Annotated in this window: 17 protein-coding genes; 7 read left to right on the top strand and 10 right to left on the bottom strand. The window is 71.1% G+C overall.

Going from position 1 to position 18,570, the window contains the following annotated elements; all coding sequences use genetic code 11:
• Positions 1-142: 142 nt before the first annotated feature.
• Positions 143-1,582, bottom strand: a complete 1,440-nt coding sequence (locus tag OG861_RS09165) for a gamma-aminobutyraldehyde dehydrogenase (protein WP_329198719.1) — start codon at positions 1,580-1,582, stop codon at positions 143-145.
• A 169-nt stretch (positions 1,583-1,751) separates the two neighbouring features.
• Here OG861_RS09165 and OG861_RS09170 point away from each other — a divergent pair, with 169 nt between their 5' ends.
• From OG861_RS09170 to OG861_RS09195, 6 genes are all read left to right on the top strand, one after another.
• The gene (locus OG861_RS09170) at positions 1,752-2,255 is read left to right on the top strand and encodes an Lrp/AsnC family transcriptional regulator (RefSeq protein WP_073910973.1); all 504 of its coding nucleotides are present in this window, start codon (positions 1,752-1,754) and stop codon (positions 2,253-2,255) included.
• Positions 2,256-2,258: 3 nt separating this feature from the next.
• Positions 2,259-3,620 carry an aspartate aminotransferase family protein gene (locus OG861_RS09175; protein ID WP_329198717.1) on the top strand — a complete coding sequence of 454 codons (1,362 nt, stop codon included), beginning with the start codon at positions 2,259-2,261 and terminating at the stop codon, positions 3,618-3,620.
• Positions 3,621-3,847: 227 nt separating this feature from the next.
• Positions 3,848-4,603 (top strand): ABC transporter ATP-binding protein, encoded by a 756-nt coding sequence (locus tag OG861_RS09180; protein ID WP_329198715.1) that lies wholly within the window; start codon positions 3,848-3,850, stop codon positions 4,601-4,603.
• A complete protein-coding gene (locus tag OG861_RS09185; protein ID WP_329198714.1) occupies positions 4,585-5,667 on the top strand; it encodes a hypothetical protein in 1,083 nt (360 codons plus the stop codon). Before OG861_RS09180 ends, OG861_RS09185 begins: the two co-directional genes overlap by 19 nt.
• 26 nt (positions 5,668-5,693) lie before the next feature.
• On the top strand, positions 5,694-6,785 hold the full coding sequence (locus OG861_RS09190; RefSeq protein WP_329198712.1) for an LOG family protein: 1,092 nt from the start codon (positions 5,694-5,696) through the stop codon (positions 6,783-6,785).
• Positions 6,786-6,871: 86 nt separating this feature from the next.
• Positions 6,872-7,774: a hypothetical protein gene (locus OG861_RS09195; RefSeq protein ID WP_329198711.1), complete on the top strand. Its 903-nt coding sequence runs from the start codon at positions 6,872-6,874 to the stop codon at positions 7,772-7,774.
• Positions 7,775-7,914: 140 nt separating this feature from the next.
• Here OG861_RS09195 and OG861_RS09200 read toward each other — a convergent pair whose 3' ends face one another.
• The 9 genes from OG861_RS09200 to rpsB all read right to left on the bottom strand — a co-directional run bounded on the left by OG861_RS09200 (position 7,915) and on the right by rpsB (position 17,826).
• On the bottom strand, positions 7,915-8,955 hold the full coding sequence (locus tag OG861_RS09200) for an ABC transporter ATP-binding protein (RefSeq protein WP_329198709.1): 1,041 nt from the start codon (positions 8,953-8,955) through the stop codon (positions 7,915-7,917).
• A complete protein-coding gene (locus OG861_RS09205; protein ID WP_329202482.1) occupies positions 8,955-10,565 on the bottom strand; it encodes an ABC transporter permease in 1,611 nt (536 codons plus the stop codon). Before OG861_RS09205 ends, OG861_RS09200 begins: the two co-directional genes overlap by 1 nt.
• 53 nt (positions 10,566-10,618) lie before the next feature.
• Entirely contained in the window at positions 10,619-11,716 is a 1,098-nt protein-coding gene (locus OG861_RS09210) for a thiamine ABC transporter substrate-binding protein (RefSeq protein WP_329198708.1), read from the bottom strand.
• Between the two features lie 306 nt (positions 11,717-12,022).
• The gene (rlmN, locus tag OG861_RS09215; RefSeq protein WP_136213436.1) at positions 12,023-13,135 is read right to left on the bottom strand and encodes a 23S rRNA (adenine(2503)-C(2))-methyltransferase RlmN; all 1,113 of its coding nucleotides are present in this window, start codon (positions 13,133-13,135) and stop codon (positions 12,023-12,025) included.
• A 160-nt stretch (positions 13,136-13,295) separates the two neighbouring features.
• A complete protein-coding gene (locus OG861_RS09220; protein ID WP_329198706.1) occupies positions 13,296-14,369 on the bottom strand; it encodes a phosphatidate cytidylyltransferase in 1,074 nt (357 codons plus the stop codon).
• On the bottom strand, positions 14,369-14,926 hold the full coding sequence (gene frr / locus OG861_RS09225) for a ribosome recycling factor (RefSeq protein ID WP_329198704.1): 558 nt from the start codon (positions 14,924-14,926) through the stop codon (positions 14,369-14,371). Before frr ends, OG861_RS09220 begins: the two co-directional genes overlap by 1 nt.
• A gap of 88 nt (positions 14,927-15,014) precedes the next feature.
• Complete coding sequence (pyrH, locus tag OG861_RS09230) at positions 15,015-15,794, bottom strand: UMP kinase (protein ID WP_136213434.1); 780 nt, start codon at positions 15,792-15,794, stop codon at positions 15,015-15,017.
• A gap of 161 nt (positions 15,795-15,955) precedes the next feature.
• Positions 15,956-16,792 (bottom strand): translation elongation factor Ts, encoded by an 837-nt coding sequence (gene tsf, locus OG861_RS09235; RefSeq protein WP_136213433.1) that lies wholly within the window; start codon positions 16,790-16,792, stop codon positions 15,956-15,958.
• Positions 16,793-16,926: 134 nt separating this feature from the next.
• Complete coding sequence (gene rpsB / locus OG861_RS09240; protein ID WP_329198701.1) at positions 16,927-17,826, bottom strand: 30S ribosomal protein S2; 900 nt, start codon at positions 17,824-17,826, stop codon at positions 16,927-16,929.
• A gap of 252 nt (positions 17,827-18,078) precedes the next feature.
• Between rpsB and OG861_RS09245 the strand changes: the two genes are divergently transcribed.
• Positions 18,079-18,546 carry a M23 family metallopeptidase gene (locus tag OG861_RS09245; RefSeq protein WP_329198699.1) on the top strand — a complete coding sequence of 156 codons (468 nt, stop codon included), beginning with the start codon at positions 18,079-18,081 and terminating at the stop codon, positions 18,544-18,546.
• Positions 18,547-18,570 lie beyond the last annotated feature (24 nt).

Below are 18,570 nucleotides of genomic sequence, written 5' to 3' on the forward strand. Positions count from 1 at the left end.
CTCGGACAAGGCGAGGGGGCGGACAATAGACAACGTGTCTACTGCCCGCCCCCTCAGCCTTCTGCGCTGATCAGTGCGGAACGCCCGCCGGAACGGCCCCCGGAACAGCCGCCGGGACGGCCGCCGGCGCCATCGCCGTGGCTCAGCCGTCGAGCGAGGTCATCACGTGCTTGATGCGGGTGTAGTCCTCGAAGCCGTAGGCGGAGAGGTCCTTGCCGTAGCCGGACTTCTTGAAACCGCCGTGGGGCATCTCGGCGACGAGCGGGATGTGGGTGTTGATCCACACGCAGCCGAAGTCGAGGTTCTTGGACATCCGCATCGCGCGGCCGTGGTCCTTGGTCCACACGGAGGAGGCGAGGGCGAACTCGACGCCGTTCGCGTACTCCAGGGCCTGGGCCTCGTCCGTGAAGGACTGCACCGTGATGACGGGGCCGAAGACCTCGTTCTGGATGATCTCGTCGTCCTGCTTGAGGCCGGTGACCACGGTCGGCGCGTAGAAGTAGCCCTTCTCGCCGACCTGGTGGCCGCCCGCCTCGACCTTGGCGTGGGCGGGGAGGCGCTCGATGAAGCCCGCGACCTGCTTGAGCTGGTTCGGGTTGTTCAGCGGGCCGTACAGCACGTCCTCGTCGTCCGGCTGGCCGGTCTTGGTGTCGGCGGCGGCCTTGGCGAGCGCGGCCACGAACTCGTCGTGGATGGACTGGTGCACGAGCACGCGGGTGGCGGCGGTGCAGTCCTGGCCGGCGTTGAAGTAGCCGGCGACGGCGATGTCCTCGACGGCCTTGGCGAGGTCGGCGTCCTCGAAGACCACGACCGGGGCCTTGCCGCCCAGCTCCAGGTGGACGCGCTTGACGTCCTTGGAGGCGCTCTCGGCGACCTGCATGCCCGCGCGCACCGAGCCGGTGATGGAGGCCATCGCCGGGGTGGAGTGCTCGACCATGGCCTTGCCGGTCTCGCGGTCACCGCAGACGACGTTGAAGACGCCCTTGGGCAGGATCGAGTCGATGATCTCGGCCATCAGCACGGTCGAGGCCGGGGTGGTGTCGGAGGGCTTGAGCACCACGGTGTTGCCCGCGGCGATGGCCGGGGCGAACTTCCACACCGCCATCATCATCGGGTAGTTCCACGGCGCGACCTGGGCGCAGACGCCGACCGGCTCACGGCGGATGATCGAGGTCATCCCGTCCATGTACTCACCGGCGGAGCGGCCCTCCAGCAGGCGCGCGGCGCCCGCGAAGAAGCGGATCTGGTCCACCATCGGCGGCAGCTCCTCGCTGGCCGTCAGGCCCAGCGGCTTGCCGGTGTTCTCCGACTCGGCGGCCACCAGCTCGTCCGCGCGCGCCTCGAAGGCGTCCGCGATCTTGAGCAGGGCCTTCTGCCGCTCGGAGGGAGTGGTGTCGCGCCAGCCCGGGAAGGCGGCGGCCGCGGCCGCCATGGCCGCGTCCACATCGGCCTGGCCGGAGAGCGGGGCGGTGGCGTACACCTCGCCGGTGGCGGGGTTGACCACATCGGTGGTCCGGCCGTCGGCGGCGTCCTTGAACTCTCCGCCGATGTAGTTGCGCAGACGACGCAGTTCGGTGGTCACTACAGCCACTCTCCTGATCACATGTCCAACGATTGAGACGAAGCCCCAGCCTATCTCGTCCGCTGACGCTTTCGACAGGGCCGGATGCCACGAGCTGCGAAATCCGTGCAATCGGAGAGTCAAGACAACGAATTTCATCGGTTACGGGTTGCGGAACCGACGACTCCTCGTGCACAGTGAGGTCGTGGTCAGTCGAAGCGCAGATTCCAGGAACAGACAACCGTCCCCTTCGGTCGATGCTGTGTCCCTGGCGATCATCGAGCAACTGCAAGAGGACGGACGCCGTCCCTACGCGGCGATCGGCAAGGCCGTGGGCCTGTCGGAGGCAGCCGTACGCCAACGCGTACAGAAACTCCTCGACCAGGGCGTCATGCAGATCGTCGCCGTCACCGACCCGCTCACCGTGGGCCTGCGCCGTCAGGCCATGGTCGGCATCAACGTCGAGGGAGACCTCGACCCGGTGGCCGACGCGCTGACCGCGATGGCCGAATGCGAGTACGTGGTGATGACCGCGGGCTCCTTCGACCTGATGGTGGAGATCGTCTGCGAGGACGACGACCACCTGCTGGAGACGATCAACAAGAAGATCCGCGCGCTCCCCGGCGTGCGATCAACCGAAAGCTTCGTTTACTTGAAGCTGAAGAAGCAGACCTACATGTGGGGAACTCGATAGCCCGTGAGCCAAGACCTCTCCAAGACCGCGTACGACCACCTGTGGATGCACTTCACCCGCATGTCGTCGTACGAGAACTCCCCCGTCCCCACCATCGTGCGGGGTGAGGGCACTTACATCTTCGACGACAAGGGCAAGCGCTACCTGGACGGTCTCGCCGGACTGTTCGTGGTCAACGCCGGTCACGGCCGCAAGGAACTGGCCGAGGTCGCCTACAAGCAGGCGCAGAAGCTCGCGTTCTTCCCCATCTGGTCGTACGCACACCCGCAGGCCGTCGAGCTCGCCGAGCGTCTGGCCGGCTACGCCCCCGGCGACCTGAACAAGGTCTTCTTCACCACCGGTGGCGGCGAGGCCGTCGAGACCGCGTGGAAGCTCGCCAAGCAGTACTTCAAGCTGCAGGGCAAGCACACCAAGTACAAGGTCATCTCGCGCGCGGTCGCCTACCACGGCACCCCGCAGGGCGCCCTGTCCATCACCGGCCTGCCCGCCCTCAAGGCCCCCTTCGAGCCGCTGGTCCCCGGCGCGCACAAGGTGCCGAACACCAACATCTACCGCGCCCCGATCTACGGCGACGACCCCGAGGCCTTCGGCCGCTGGTGCGCCGACCAGATCGAGCAGGAGATCCTGTTCGAGGGCGCCGACACCGTCGCCGCCGTCTTCCTGGAGCCCGTGCAGAACGCCGGCGGCTGCTTCCCGCCGCCGCCCGGGTACTTCCAGCGGGTCCGCGAAATCTGCGACGAGTACGACGTGCTGCTCGTCTCCGACGAGACGATCTGTGCCTTCGGCCGCCTCGGCACGATGTTCGCCTGTGACAAGTTCGACTACGTGCCGGACATGATCACCTGCGCCAAGGGCATGACCTCGGGCTACTCCCCGATCGGTGCCTGCATCGTCTCGGACCGCATCGCCGAGCCGTTCTACAAGGGTGACAACACCTTCCTGCACGGCTACACCTTCGGCGGCCACCCGGTCTCCTCGGCGGTCGCGCTGGCCAACCTCGACATCTTCGACAAGGAAGGCCTCAACCAGCACGTGCTGGACAACGAGGGCGCCTTCCTGTCGACGCTGCAGAAGCTGCACGACCTGCCGATCGTCGGCGACGTCCGCGGCAACGGCTACTTCTACGGCATCGAGCTCGTCAAGGACAAGGTCACCAAGGAGTCCTTCACGGACGAGGAGACCGAGCGCGTGCTCTACGGCTTCCTCTCCAAGGCGCTCTTCGACAACGGCCTGTACTGCCGTGCCGACGACCGTGGCGACCCGGTCATCCAGCTGGCCCCGCCGCTGATCGCGGACCAGGGCACCTTCGACGAGATCGAAGGCATCCTGCGCTCGGTGCTCACCGAGGCGTGGACCAAGCTGTAACCAGCGGCTTCCACCGGCGGCACCGCCGACGGCAACCAGCGCCGCCACCGGCCCCGGCCTGGCAGTAAATAGTCCGAACCACACGGCCCGGATCCCCCGTTCGAGTGAGAACGCGGTGGTCCGGGCCGTGTGCTGTCACCATCCGGGCCGTTCGTCTCTTTACATCTCCTTGCGGCGCCAGTGACCGACGGGGCTCCGCTTCGTTCCCCCGGACGGAGGTGTACGCCATGGTGGCTCCCGCAGACGATGCCCCGCCCGACAATGACGTCTTGTGGGCACGGTCCCTTCACCACTCCCACGATGGCTCGCCCGGACTCATCGGCGTTTCCGTCGGCGTCCGCCAGGGCGAGATCCTGGCGCTGACCGGCCCGCGCGGAAGCGGCAAGACCACGCTGCTGCGCTGCCTGTCCGGCTCGCTCAAACCGGAGCAGGGCGAGGTCTGGTTCAACAGCGTCCCCGTCCACACCATGGGGGCCCTGGCCCGCGAACGGCTGCGCCGGGACCGGTTCGGCTGGATCGGCCCCGAGCCGCACCTCGTGCCCGAGCTCAGGGTGTGGGAGAACGCCGCCCTGCCCCTGCTGATCGCCGGCGCCTCGCACCGTACCGCCAAGCACACCGCCTGCGAATGGCTGGAGCGGCTCGACATCGCCGCCTTCGCCCGCAAGCGGCCCCGCGCGCTGACCCGCGCCGAGGCGCAGCGCGTCGCCCTGGCCCGGGCCCTGGTCAACGAGCCCGCGGTGATCTTCGCCGACGAGCCGACGGCCCCGCTGCACCGCGCCGAGCGGGCACTGCTGCTGCGGACGCTGACCACCGCGGCCCGCTCCCACGAGATCACCGTGCTGCTCGCCACCCACGACGAGGAGAGCGCGGCCGTGGCCGACCGCCGGTTCGCCCTGCTCGACGGCCGTACCGCCGGGGCCGCCGCCCCGGCCGGTCCCGCCGAGACCACGGAGGACCAGGCCGCGTGCTCGCTCTCCGCCTAGTCCGCGGCTCCGGCCCGCTGGTCCAGCTGCGCCGGCTCCTCGTCGCCGCCGCCTCGGCCTGCGCCGGGTTCCTGCTGCTGTACGTCCTCGCGGAGGCGACTGCCCGGCCCGCCGGATCGTTCCCTCGGCTGCTGTGGGCGCTGGTTCCGCTCGCCGCCACCGTCCAGTTCGCGGTCGCCGTGGCCCGGACCGACCCCGCGACCCGGCCCCGCGAGGGGATGGACGCCGCCGGGCTGGGTCCCCTGCGGCTCACCCTGGCCGCGGCCGTGTCCACCGCCGTCGCCTGCACCCTGGGCAGCGCCCTGGCCCTGGCCGTCTTCCTCCACCTGCGGGGCGAGCTGTCGGGGCTGCCCTTCGACGGGGCCGGCTCCGGGCTGCTGCACGCCGAGCAGCCGCTCCCCGTGGCGGCCGCGCTGACCCTGCTGACGCTGGTCCCGGTGGCCGCCTCCGCCGCGACGGCCCTGATCCTGCGCCCGCGCCCGACGGCGGCGGGGCTCTCGCCGCAGACCGGGGTGCCGTGGGGGGTCGCCCTGGGCGCCTGCGGACTCGCCCTCCAGGCGTACGCCGGGCAGGGCAGCCCCGCGCTGCCGTTCGGGTGGGCGCTGATCGCGCTCGGGCTGGCCCTCGCCGGCCCGGGCCTGACCTACGCCTGCGGGACCCTGGTGCTGGCCGTCCGCCCGGGCGCGCTGCGCCTGCTCGCCGGACGGGCGCTCCAGGAGGAAGCCCCCCGGCTGGGCCGCCCCCTCGGGATGCTGTGCGCGGTCGGGGCGGCCGCCCTCACGGCGCTGGCCCTGCGCGAGCGGGGCACGGTCTTCGCCCCGCTCGGCCCGCTGACCGGGGCCGCCGCTGCGCTCGTGGCGCTGTGCGCGGCCGCGACACTTCTCACATCGGCGGTGGAGTCCCGGCAGGCCCGGGCGGCCACCCGCGCGACCCTGAGCGGCCTCGGCGCGCCGGGCACGGTCCTGCGTACGGCCGCCACTTTGCGGGCTTCCGCGCTGGTCGTGGTGTGCGTACCGCTCAGCTGGGGTGTGGCACAACTGACGTCGCTCGCGCTGACCCGCTGACCCGGCCAGCCCTTAGGGTGGGCCGAATGGTCAACGCAGACATCGAGATCGAGACGCTCGCCGAATTCGACCAGGTCGTCGCCCGGGGCTCGCTGAACGGCTACCGCATCCAGTCGGTCAACCTGCTGGAGCGGACCTTCGCCCTGCTGTCCGCCGACACCTCGGCCACCGTCTTCCTGGGCTGCGCGATGGAACCCGACGCCGCGGCCAAGGTGCGCGCCGACGGCGCGCTGGTCTTCCCGCCGGTACCGGACCTGCCCTTCAACCCCTACCGGGGCCTGCTCTACACCGCCGACGAGCTGTTCGCCGGGCTGCCGCAGGGCTACGAAGCCACGCCGGACGCGCAGGCGTACGCCTGGTTGCAGGAGACGAAGTCGGACGGCGACGTCCTGTCCTCGATGCTGCGCTCCATCCACGACGACGCGATCTCCGACGCCCTCGACGAGCACCTCGCCGGCGCCCGGGTGGTCGGCGTGATGGGCGGCCATGCCATGACCCGCGGCGCCGTCGACTACCGGGGCGCGGCCGAGCTCGGCCGCACGCTGGCCCGGTCCGGGCTGACGGTGGCCACCGGCGGCGGCCCGGGTGCGATGGAGGCGGCCAACCTCGGCGCCTACCTGGCCCCCGCCCCCGACGACATCCTCCCCGAGGCCCTGGCACTGCTGGCCAAGGCACCGTCCTTCGTGCCGTCGGTGTCCGACTGGGCGCGGGCCGCCTTCGCCGTGCGGGAACTCTGGCCCGCCGGCGGTGACTCGGTGGGGATCCCGACCTGGTTCTACGGGCACGAGCCGCCGAACGCCTTCGCCGGCCACATAGCCAAGTACTTCGCGAACGCCACCCGCGAGGACGGGCTGCTCGCGCGCTCGAACGCGGGCGTGGTGTTCCTGCCGGGAGCGGCCGGGACGGTGCAGGAGATCTTCGACAACGCGACGCCGAACTACTACTCCTCGCGCGGCGAGCCGACGCCGATGGTCCTGGTCGACCGCCGGCACTGGACCGAGCAGCTGCCCGCCTGGCCCCTGCTCCAGGCGCTGGCGCGCGGCCGCGCCATGGAGTCGAAGATCGCCCTGGTCGAATCGGTGTCCGAGGTCCCGGCGGCGCTCGCCGCGATGAGCTGACCGGCCGAGGCAACTTCCCGGCCCGTATCGACGTCTGCCTTAGGTAATCAGACCGCAAAATCTGCCAGACGTGAACGGAGCCCCCGGTGCTCATAGGACTGCTGACCGCCATCGCGGCGTCCCTCTGCTACGGCACGGGCTCCGTCCTGCAAGCCGTGGGTTCCCGGCGGGCGGCCCGCTCGTCGGCGGCGGCCGCCGGGGTGACCGCGCACGGCGGCCCCAACCTGTCCTCGACCGCGAAAGCGGCGATGACCTGGGAGTTCATCGTCGGCACGGTCCTGGACTTCGTGGGCTTCGGACTGGGCGCGCTCGCCGCGCGGCTGCTTCCGCTGTTCCTGTCGCAGACGGTGATCAGCGCCAACCTGGTGATCACCGCGGTGCTGAGCGTCAAGCTGCTGGGCATCCGGCTCTCGCGCAAGGAGTGGACCTCCATCGGGGTCGTCTGCGCGGCGCTGGTGCTGCTGGCGACGGCCGCGGGCCACGAGGGCGGCCACCACGCGGCGACGTCCACGCACTGGTGGCTGCTGGCGGTCACCCTGCTGATCATCGTGGGCGGCACGGTGGCCGTACGTCTCCTCGGCGCGCGGGCCGCGATCCTGGCGGGCCTGTTGTCGGGCCTCGCCTTCGGCGCGCTGGGAGTCGGCGTACGGATCCTCGACGGGATCGAGCCGTTCTCGCTCGGAGGGCTCCTCGGCGACCCGGCCCTGTACGCGATCGTGCTGGCGGGCGTCGGCGGCATGTACCTGCACACGGTCGCGCTGCAGATCGGTTCGGTGAACGGGGCCACGGCCGCGCTGGTGGTCGGCGAGACCGTCCTGCCGGGCGCGATCGGCGTGCTGTGGCTGGGCGACGCGTCCCGCCCGGGTCTCGCCTGGCTGGCGGCCCTGGGCTTCGTCCTGGCGGTGACGGGCGCCGTGGCGGTGGCCTGGTACGGCAACCACGACGCGGCGGAACCCGCCGCGGAGGAACCCGTCCCCGCCGGCGTCTGAGCCGCGGGTCCGCTCAGCCCGTCCGGCGCCCCAGGACCGGGTCCGGGCCCGGGTCGGGATCCGGGCCCGGGTCCGCCCGCGCCCGCGCCCGCGCCCGGCGAACGGGAGAAGGGCGGGGGGACCGAGGCCCCGCGCAGCGGCTACGCCGTCGGCAGGACGACCACCTCCGACGGCGTGAAGGACACCGCGACCCGGTCCCCCACCGCCGGCGCCCCGGCCAGCCCCCACTCGGCTTCCAGCACCGGCCCCGCCTCCGGCCGCAGCAGCAGCGCGACGTGCGTGCCCCGGAAGGTGCGGGACAGCACCTCGCAGCGGAGCCCCCGCCCGTCCGCACCCGGCGTCACCCCGGCGGGCCGGACCAACAGCCGCTGCGGCCCCTCCGGCGTCCCGGCCGGCACCGGGACCTTGCCCCACGCCGTGTCCGCGACCCCGCCCGACACCACCGCCGGCACCACGTTCTCGAAGCCCAGGAACCGCGCCACGAACTCCGAAGCCGGCCGCTGCCAGACCTCCAGCGGGGTCCCTGCCTGCGCGATCCGCCCGTCCCGCATCACCACCACCCGGTCGGCCAGCGCGAAGGCCTCCCCCTGGTCGTGGGTCACGGCCAGCACGGTCGTCCCCAGCCGGGCGAACAGCCCCCGCAACTCGACCACCAGCCGCTCCCGCAGCCCCCGGTCCAGCTGTCCCAGCGGCTCGTCCAGCATCAGCAGCCTCGGCGACGGCGCCAGCGCCCGGGCCAGCGCCACCCGCTGCTGCTCGCCCCCGGACAGGGAGGCCACGGCCCGGTCCTGCGCCCCGGGCAGCCCGACCAGCTCCAGCAACTCCGCGACGCGGTCCCCGTAGGAACCCCGCCCGGCGCCCCGCGCAGCGCCCCGCATCCGCAGCCCGAACCCGACGTTCCCGCCCACGTCCCGGTGCGGGAACAGCTGGTGGTCCTGGAACATCAGGCCCACCCCCCGCCGGTGCACGGGCACCCCGGCCTGGTCCGCGCCGTCCAGCAGCACCCGCCCCCCGGACACCGGCTGGAGCCCGGCCACCACCCGCAGCAGCGTGGACTTGCCGCTGCCGCTCGGCCCCAGTACGCACACGGTCTCGTGCTCGGCGACCTCCAGGTCGACGCGGTCCACGGCGGCCCGCCCGCCGAAGCGGACCGACACCCCCTCCAACCGGAGCAACGTCATCAGAACTCTCCCGAGGTCTCGTCGGGCCGCAGCCGCTCCAGCACCAGCAGGGACACCGCGCACACCAGCATCAAGATCGTGCTCAGGGCCATCGCCTGCCCGTAGTTCATCTCCCCCGCCCGCCCCAGCAGCCGCGCCACGGCCACCGGCAGCGTCGGCCGGTCCGGGCGTGCGATGAAGACGGTCGCCCCGAACTCACCCAGGGACACGGCGAATGCGAACCCGGCCGCGATCAGCAGCGCCCGCCGCACCAGCGGCAGGTCCACCTCCCGCCACGCCCGCCACGGCGACGCCCCGAGTACCGCGGCCGCCTCCCGCAGCCGCCCGTCCACCGCGCGCAGCACCGGCAGCATGGTCCGTACGACGAACGGGACGCCCACCAGCGCCTGTGCGAGCGGTACCAGGATCCACGAGGTCCGCAGGTCCAGCGGCGGCTCGTCCAGGGTGATCAGGAAACCGAAGCCCACCGTCACCGCCGACACCCCGAGCGGCAGCATCAGCAGCGCATCGAACCCGCGCACGAACCGCCCCGCGCGCCGGGTGAGCGCTCCCGCCGCGAGCCCGCCGATCACCAGGGCGATGGCCGTCGCGGCCAGCGCGTACTCCAGCGAGTTGCCGATCGACTCCAGCGGCGGCACGAGGAACGTCCCGGAGCCGGCCTCCTCCAGTGCCCGGTAGAAACCGAGCCCGTACCCGCCGGGGGCGTCGAGGGAGCGCTCCACCAGCACACCGAGCGGGAGCACGATCAGCAGCGCCACCGTCAGCAGCACCCCGCCCAGCAGCACCCGCTCCCCCGGCCCGTGCGGCCGGTGCGCGGTCCGGCCGGGGTCCACCAGCCGCAGGGCGGTCTCCCGGCGGCGCACGGTCCGGGCGTGCACGGCCAGGACCAGCCCCATCGCGACGAACTGGACCATGGTCAGCACGGCGGCCGTCGGCAGGTCCAGCAGCTGCGCGGTCTGCCGGTAGACCTCCACCTCCAGCGTGGAGTACGAGGGGCCGCCCAGGATCTGCACGACGCCGAAGGAGGAGAAGGTGAACAGGAACACCATCAGCGCCGCCGCGGCCACCGCCGGGGCCAGCGCGGGCAGCGTCACCCTGCGCCACGCCGCGAACCGCCCGGCGCCCAGCACCCGCGCGGCCTCCTCCTGCCGCGGGTCGAGCTGCGCCCAGAGCCCCCCGACCGTCCGCACGACGACGGCGTAGTTGAAGAAGACGTGCGCGAGGAGGATCGCCCAGACGGTGGTGTCGAGCCGGATCCCCCACAGTTCGTCCAGCAGCCCGTTCCGGCCGACCAGCGCGAGGAAGGCCGTACCGACCACCACGGTCGGCAGTACGAACGGAACGGTGACCACCGCCCGCAGCAGACCCTTGCCCGGGAAGTCGAAGCGCGCGAAGGCGTACGCGCCGGGGAGCGCGATCAGCAAAGTCAGCCCCGTCGAGGCGAACGCCTGCCAGGTCGTGAACCACAGCACGCCGGCGATGTCCGGCCGGGCGAGCACCTCGCCGATGCGGCCGAACTGCCAGCCCGCGTCGGTCTTGAGCCCGCGCCCGACGATCGCGGCGACGGGATAGGCGAAGAACAGCCCGAAGAAGGCGAGCGGGACGGCCATCAGGGCGAACCTGACGACCGTGGCCCGCACGCCCTCTCGGGGGGAGTCGCGTACTACTTCACGACGAGCGAGGACCATGCCTTGACCCACTGCTCACGGTTCTTGGCGATGGTGTCCGGCGCGACGTTCTCCGGCTTGTCGATCACCACGCCGTGCTTCGTGAACAGTTCCGGCAGCTTGGCGTCCTTGACCACCGGATTCACGAACATCTGGAGCGGCATGTCCTCCTGGAACTTCTTGCTCACCAGGAAGTCGAGGAGCGCCTTGCCGCCCGCCTCGTTCTTCGCTCCCTTGAGCAGGCCCGCGAACTCGACCTGGCGGAAGCAGGTGCCGGTGGAGACGCCCGTGGGCGCCTCGGCCGGCTGCGGCTCGCCGTACAGGACCTCGACCGGCGGGCTGGAGGCGTAGGAGACGACCAGCGGACGGTCGCCCTTGGCCTTCTTGCCTCCGGCGGAACCGGAGAACCGCTCGTTGTAGGCCTGCTCCCAGCCGTCGACGACCTCGACGCCGTTGGCCTTGAGCTTGCTCCAGTAGTCCTTCCAGCCCGCGTCGCCGTACTTGCCGACGGAGGCGAGGAGGAAGCCGAGACCGGGCGAGGAGGTCGCGGCGTTCTCGGTGACCAGCAGGTTCTTGTACTCGGGCTTGATCAGGTCGTCCAGCGTCTGCGGCGGGGTGAGCTTCTTGTCCGCGAAGTACTGCTTGTCGTAGTTGACGCAGATGTCGCCGGAGTCCACCGGGGTGACCCGGTGCTTCTCGTCCAGCACGAACTCGGGCTTCACCTCGGCCAGGCCCTTGGCCTCGTACGGCGTGAAGATGCCGTTGTCGAGGGCGCGCGAGAGGAGCGTGTTGTCCACGCCGAAGAAGACGTCGCCGCGCGGCGAGCCCTTGGTGAGGATCTCCTGGTTGAGGGCGGCGCCGGCGTCGCCGGACTTGAGTACCTTGACGGTGTAGCCGCTCTGCTGCTCGAACTCCTTGAGGACCGGCTCGCTCACGGCGAAGGAGTCGTGGGAGACGAGGGTGACGGTCTTGGACTTCGGCGCCCCGCTCGCGCCCGCCGCGGGCTTGTCCTTGCCGTCGCCACAGGCGCCGAGCGTGGTGACGCCCAGCGCCGTCACGAGCAGGGCGCCCGCGAACTTCTTGGTGGTGCTCACTGGTGAATTCCTCCTGGGATGTCCAGGAGAAGACGCGGCCCCGCCCGGCGCTCGGTGGAGCGGTCGCCGGGCAGGGCGCAACAGCTTGAGTGAATGACCGAACTTCCTACCCCGAATGACCGGGGCGAGGTTCAGAGGGTCTGCGGATGACGGTTACCGCACTCTCAGCGCTGTGGCGCTCCCCTGTCGGAATATGCAATTGGTTCGGCCACAGGGTACCCCGTGGCCGATTCGGCCCCCAGGAGAGTCCACCGGGCTCCGTGCGGGCCCGCGCGACGCCGGGCCCGCGCGGGAAAACGGGCCGTCCTAGCGCTCGGACGCGGCGAGCTGCCCGCACGCGCCGTCGATCTCCTGGCCGCGGGTGTCGCGCACGGTCACCGGCACGCCGTGCCGGGCGATCGCCTCGACGAACGCCTTCTCGTCCTCGGGCCGCGAGGCGGTCCACTTCGAGCCGGGCGTCGGGTTCAGCGGGATGAGGTTGACGTGCACGCGCTTGCCCTTGAGCAGCCTGCCGAGCAGGTCACCTCGCCAGGCCTGGTCGTTGATGTCGCGGATCAGGGCGTACTCGATCGAGACCCGGCGACCGGACTTCTCGGCGTACTCCCACGCCGCGTCCAGCACCTCGCGCACCTTCCAGCGGGTGTTCACCGGCACCAGGGTGTCGCGCAGCTCGTCGTCGGGCGCGTGCAGCGAGACGGCGAGGCGGCACTTGAAGCCCTCGTCGGCGAAGCGCAGCATGGCCGGGACCAGGCCGACGGTGGAGACGGTGATCCCGCGCTGCGAAAGGCCCAGGCCGTCGGGCTCCGGGTCGGTCAGGCGGCGGATGGCGCCGACGACGCGGTTGTAGTTGGCCAGCGGTTCGCCCATGCCCATGAAGACGATGTTCGAGAGCCGGGCGGGGCCTCCGGGGACCTCCCCGTCGCGCAGGGCGCGCATGCCGTCGACGATCTGGTGCACGATCTCGGCGGTCGACAGGTTCCGGTCGAGCCCGGCCTGGCCCGTGGCGCAGAACGGGCAGTTCATCCCGCAGCCGGCCTGGGAGGAGATGCACATGGTGACCCGGTCGGGGTAGCGCATCAGCACCGACTCGACGAGGGTGCCGTCGTGCAGCTTCCACAGGGTCTTGCGGGTGGTGTCGTCGTCGCACGAGATGTGCCGCACGACGCTCATCAGGTCGGGCAGCAGCTCCTGCTGGAGCTTCTCCCGCGAGCCGGCCGGGATGTCGGTCCACTCGGCGGGGTCGTGGGCGTAGCGCGCGAAGTAGTGCTGTGAGAGCTGCTTGGCCCGGAACGGCTTCTCGCCGATCGCGGCGACCGCCTCGCGGCGTTCGGCCGGGGTCATGTCGGCGAGGTGCCGGGGCGGCTTCTTCGCCCCGCGAGGGGCGACGAAAGTGAGCTCTCCCGGAACGGGGCGGGCCATGGCGGGTACTCCTTGTAAGACGAAAGGCGCGCCGCAGAAGCAGCGCGCCTTCCAAGAGTAACCGCCCGGACCCACCCGAGGCCTTCGCACGTACGTCGCCCCTGCTCAGCAGGGGCTTTCCGGAGGAACGGCCCGCGGACCGGGTCCCCGGGAGCCCGTGTCAGCCGGTGCCGACGAACGCGGCCAGCAGCAGCCACACCACCGGGGCGGTCGGCAGCAGCGAGTCGAGCCGGTCCATGATGCCGCCGTGCCCGGGCAGCAGGGTGCCCATGTCCTTGATGCCCAGGTCCCGCTTGATCATGGACTCGCCCAGGTCGCCCAGGGTGGCACTGACCGCGACGGCCAGGCCCAGCAGCAGCCCCTGCCACCAGACACCGTCGTCGATGAGGAACTCCATGCACAGTGCGCCGGCCGCCATCGCGAACGCCACCGCGCCGACCAGCCCCTCGCGGGTCTTGCCGGGGCTGATGCGCGGCGCGAGCTTCGTCTTGCCGAAGCGCCAGCCCACGGCGTAGGCCCCGGTGTCACTGACCACGGTCAGCAGCAGGAAGGTCACGACCCGCTGGGGGCCGTCGTCGGCGGTGAGCAGCATCACCACGAAGGTGGCGAGGAACGGCACGTAGAACGCGGCGAAGACGCCCGCCGTGACGTCCTTGAGGTAGTCCTCGGGCGGCTCGGTCATCCGCCAGACCAGCACCGCCAGGGCGGTCAGCGCCATCGCCACCCAGGCGCCCTCGGCCCCCCGGACGTATCCGGCGATGACCATGGCGGCGCCACCGACCGCGAGCGGTACGAGGGGCGCCTTGATGCCCTTCTTCTCCTGGAGCCGGGAGGTGAGCTCCCACAGGCCGACCACGACCGCGACGACGATGACACCGACGAACACGGCCTTGACGATGAAGAGCGAGGCGAAGATCACCGCTCCGAGGCCGACGCCGACCCCTATGGCGGCCCGCAGGTCCCGCCCCGCGCGCTTCTTCGGCGGCGGGGAGGCGTCCTGGGGTGCCTGGGAAGGCGGGGGCGGGGGGCTGGGCATGGGCTCCTGCGGCGGCGTCTCGGCGCGGAAGAGGGGGCCGCTGTAGGCGGCGACCCCCCGATCGCGTGCTTCCCGGTCGTCGAAGTCACGGCCGGCGGCATCGGGCACGATGGGCATGGGCCGAGTCTGCGGGCCCACCTGCGCATCGTATGCGGGACCCGCCGGAACGGGCTCCGGCTGCCAGGAAGAGTCGTTCATCAGACTTCGAGGAGCTCGGCTTCCTTGTGCTTGAGCAGCTCGTCCACCTGCGTGACGTACTTCGCGGTGGTGTCGTCGAGCTCCTTCTCCGCGCGGCGCACCTCGTCCTCGCCGGACTCCTTGTCCTTGACGAGCTTGTCGAGGGCGTCCTTCGCCTTGCGGCGGATGGAGCGGATCGAGACCTTGGAGTCCTCGGCCTTGGTGCGCGCGACCTTGACGTACTCCTTGCGGCGCTCCTGCGTCAGCTCGGGGAAGGTCACCCGGATGATGCGGCCGTCGTTGCTCGGGTTGACGCCGAGGTCGGAGTCGCGGATGGCCTGCTCGATGTTGCGCAGCGCGGACGAGTCGAACGGCGTCACGACGGCCATGCGCGGCTCGGGCACCGCGAAGGAGGCGAGCTGGTTGATGGGCGTGATGGCACCGTAGTAGTCCGCCACGATCTTGTTGAACATCGCCGGGTGCGCACGGCCCGTGCGAATCGCGGCGAAGTCTTCCTTGGCGACGACGACGGCCTTCTCCATCTTCTCCTCGGCCTCGAGGAGGATTTCTTCGATCACCACGTGCTCCTGCATGTCAGATTTGGATGGTTCAGGCGGGGCGGCCCGGCCGGGCCGGTCCGCTGCGGGCCGGGCCCGGCGGCGGAGGTCAGACGCGGGTGCCCTGGTCGCTCACGAGCGTGCCGATCTTCTCACCCTTGACGGCGCGGGCGATATTGCCCTCGGCGAGGAGCTCGAAGACCAGGATCGGAAGCCGGTTGTCGCGGCACAGCGTGATGGCGGTGGCATCGGCGACCTTGAGGTCCCGGGACAGCACCTCGCTGTACTCCAGCGCGTCGAACTTCACCGCGTCGGGGTTGGTCTTCGGGTCGGAGTCGTAGACCCCGTCGACGCCGTTCTTGCCCATGAGCAGGGCTTCCGCGTCGATCTCCAGGGCGCGCTGGGCGGCCGTGGTGTCGGTGGAGAAGTACGGCATGCCCATGCCGGCGCCGAAGATGACGACGCGGCCCTTCTCCAGGTGCCGCACGGCACGCAGCGGGATGTACGGCTCCGCGACCTGGCCCATCGTGATGGCGGTCTGGACGCGGCTGTCGATGCCCTCCTTCTCCAGGAAGTCCTGGAGGGCGAGGCAGTTCATGACCGTGCCGAGCATGCCCATGTAGTCGGAACGGGCACGGTCCATGCCGCGCTGCTGGAGCTCGGCGCCGCGGAAGAAGTTGCCGCCGCCGATGACGATCGCGATCTCCGCGCCGTCACGGACCACGGCAGCGATCTCACGCGCGATGGCGTGCACGACGTCAGGGTCGACGCCCAGCCCGCCGCCGCCGGAGAAGGCCTCGCCCGACAGCTTCAGCATGAAGCGGCGGCCCTTCTTGTCGTGGTCGCTCTTGTCGTCGGAAGCGGTGTGGGGGTCCACGCCCTGATTCATGGGATCTCCTCGTGCACATACGAAGAAGGCCATTGCCGGTGGGTCCTCGCGGTTCCCTCTACGGCAATGGCCTCCTCGTCAGATCTGCGGTCGCCCTGCGCGAGCGCGGACGACTGCTTCAGACCCTACCGGGGTCCGGTGTCCGTCGCGTACGGACGGACTCAGATGCCGACCTTGATGCGGGTGAAGCGCACCAGGGTGACACCGGCCTCGTCCAGGACCTTCTGGACGGACTTCTTGTTGTCCAGCGCGTACGGCTGGCCGAGGAGCGTGGCTTCCTTGAAGAAGCCGTTGACGCGACCCTCGACGATCTTCGGCAGGGCAGCCTCGGGCTTGCCCTCCGCGCGGGTGGTCTCCTCGGCGACGCGACGCTCGCTCTCGACGACCTCGGCCGGGACGTCCTCCTTGGAGAGGTACTTCGGCGCGAAGGCGGCGATGTGCTGGGCGATGCCCTTGGCCAGGTCGGCGTCGGCCTTGTCCAGCTCGACCAGGACACCGATCTGCGGGGGCAGGTCGGGCATGGTGCGGTGCATGTACGCGGAGACGAAGGCACCCTGGTACTGCGCGAAGCGGTCCAGGACGATCTTCTCGCCGAGGTTGGCGTTGGCCTCGTCCACGAACGCCTGCACGGTCTGGCCGGGCTTGATCTCGGAGGCGAGCAGCGCCTCGATGTCCGCCGGGTTGGTGGCGGCCACGTGCTGGGCCAGCTCGTCGGCGACGGCGAGGAACTTCGGGCTCTTCGCGACGAAGTCGGTCTCGCACTTGAGCTCGAGCAGCACGCCGGAGGTGTTGTCGGCGGCGATGAGGGAGGCGACCGCGCCGTTCTCGGCGGAGCGGCCCTCACGCTTGGCAACGCCCTTGAGGCCCTTGACGCGCAGGATCTCGTTGGCCTTCTCGACGTCGCCGTCGGCCTCGACGAGCGCGTTCTTGCAGTCCAGCATGCCGGCGCCGGTGAGCTCGCGGAGCTTCTTGACGTCAGCGGCGGTGTAGTTCGCCATGAGTCTTGGATTCTCTCTCGAAGTCGTAGATCCAGGGTGAGCGGCGGAGGAGTCGCGCTCGTGGCGCGGCTCCCCCGCCGTCATCGTCCGTGCTGTGAGTGCCCGGCGCGTGAACGCCGGGCGCCCCCAGTGGGTCAGGCCTGCTCGGCGTCGGCGGCCGGAGCCTCGACGACGGTCTCGGCCTCGGCCTCGGCGGCCGGAGCCTCGACAGCGGCCTCGGCCGGGGCGGCCTCGGCGGCCGGCTCGTCGGCCTTCTTCTCGCCCTCGAGCAGGTCGCGCTCCCACTCGGCGAGCGGCTCGGCGGCGGCCTTCTCGCCCGGCTTCGAGTCACCGGTCGCAGCGCCGGAACGGGCGATGAGGCCCTCGGCGACGGCGTCGGCGATCACGCGGGTGAGCAGGGTGACGGAGCGGATCGCGTCGTCGTTGCCCGGGATCTTGTAGTCGACCTCGTCGGGGTCGCAGTTGGTGTCGAGGATCGCGACGACCGGGATGTGGAGCTTGCGCGCCTCACCGACGGCGATGTGCTCCTTCTTGGTGTCGACGATCCAGACGGCGCTGGGGACCTTCGACATCTCGCGGATACCACCGAGGGTCTTCTCCAGCTTGATCTTCTCGCGGGAGAGGACCAGGAGCTCCTTCTTGGTGAGACCCGAGGCGGCGACGTCCTCGAAGTCGATCGCCTCAAGCTCCTTCAGACGCTGGAGGCGCTTGTAGACGGTGGAGAAGTTGGTGAGCATGCCACCGAGCCAGCGCTGGTTGACGTACGGCATGCCGACGCGCGTCGCCTGCTCGGCGATCGCTTCCTGCGCCTGCTTCTTGGTACCGACGAACATGATGGAGCCACCGTGCGCGACGGTCTCCTTCACGAACTCGTAGGCGCGGTCGATGTACGACAGCGACTGGAGCAGGTCGATGATGTAGATGCCGTTGCGCTCGGTGAAGATGAAGCGCTTCATCTTCGGGTTCCAGCGACGGGTCTGGTGACCGAAGTGGACGCCGCTTTCCAGCAGCTCCCGCATCGTTACGACGGCCATGGCCATCTCCTTGTTTTCTCGGTTTGGTTCCTGACGCCCCGACGCGCCCTGCCCCCGAAGAAGGGGACCGAGAGACGCTCTCACCTGGCCTGACGGGCCGGTGCTGGGGCGTGCGAAGTCGACCCGGTGACCCGGATCGCCACAAGAAGTGTACGGGACCCGGCGGTATGCCGGGTGACGCGCTTGTCCACACCGTCCGGGTTGTCCACAGGCCCGGACGCCGCCCGGAGGCGGCGCGGGAGGCTGTCCCGCATGACGACACTGCTGCTCACCCTGCTCGTGGCGCTGTCCCAGGCGCTCACCTCCGCCGTCCGCCCGCTGCCGCCGCCCCTGGTGGTGGCGCGGTGGTGGGACCCGCCCCCGACGCCGTACGCGGCCGGTCACCGGGGGGTGGACCTGGCGGCGCCCGTGGGGGCGCGGCTGCGCGCCGTGGGGCCCGGCCGGGTGTACTACGCCGGGCAGGTCGCGGGGCGCGGGGTGCTGTCCCTGACCCTGCCGGGCGGCCTGCGCACCACGTACGAGCCGGTCCGGCCGCTCGTGGCGGAGGGCGAGGAGGTCGCGGCGGGGCAGGTGGTGGCGGTGCTGACGGAGGGCGCCCACTGCCAGGAGCCCTGCCTGCACTGGGGGCTGCTGGCGGGCGGTACGTACCTCAACCCGCTGACCCTGCTCCCGCGCCCGGCCCCGAGGCTGCTCCCGACGTCGCCGCCGGGCGGCGGCTGAGACCGGCGCCGCTCGGGCCCGGAC

Origin of the sequence: Streptomyces sp. NBC_00539, from assembly GCF_036346105.1 — a bacterium.
Lineage (GTDB): Bacteria > Actinomycetota > Actinomycetes > Streptomycetales > Streptomycetaceae > Streptomyces.

Coding starts and splice junctions, on each gene's coding strand:
- tsf (WP_136213433.1), bottom strand. CDS start 16,792: ATGGCGAACTACACCGCCGCTGACGTCAAGAAGCTCCGCGAGCTCACC.
- OG861_RS09190 (WP_329198712.1), top strand. CDS start 5,694: ATGGTCAACGCAGACATCGAGATCGAGACGCTCGCCGAATTCGACCAG.
- OG861_RS09245 (WP_329198699.1), top strand. CDS start 18,079: ATGACGACACTGCTGCTCACCCTGCTCGTGGCGCTGTCCCAGGCGCTC.
- pyrH (WP_136213434.1), bottom strand. CDS start 15,794: ATGAATCAGGGCGTGGACCCCCACACCGCTTCCGACGACAAGAGCGAC.
- rpsB (WP_329198701.1), bottom strand. CDS start 17,826: ATGGCCGTCGTAACGATGCGGGAGCTGCTGGAAAGCGGCGTCCACTTC.
- OG861_RS09220 (WP_329198706.1), bottom strand. CDS start 14,369: ATGAACGACTCTTCCTGGCAGCCGGAGCCCGTTCCGGCGGGTCCCGCA.
- rlmN (WP_136213436.1), bottom strand. CDS start 13,135: ATGGCCCGCCCCGTTCCGGGAGAGCTCACTTTCGTCGCCCCTCGCGGG.
- OG861_RS09200 (WP_329198709.1), bottom strand. CDS start 8,955: ATGACGTTGCTCCGGTTGGAGGGGGTGTCGGTCCGCTTCGGCGGGCGG.
- OG861_RS09205 (WP_329202482.1), bottom strand. CDS start 10,565: ATGGCCGTCCCGCTCGCCTTCTTCGGGCTGTTCTTCGCCTATCCCGTC.
- OG861_RS09180 (WP_329198715.1), top strand. CDS start 3,848: ATGGTGGCTCCCGCAGACGATGCCCCGCCCGACAATGACGTCTTGTGG.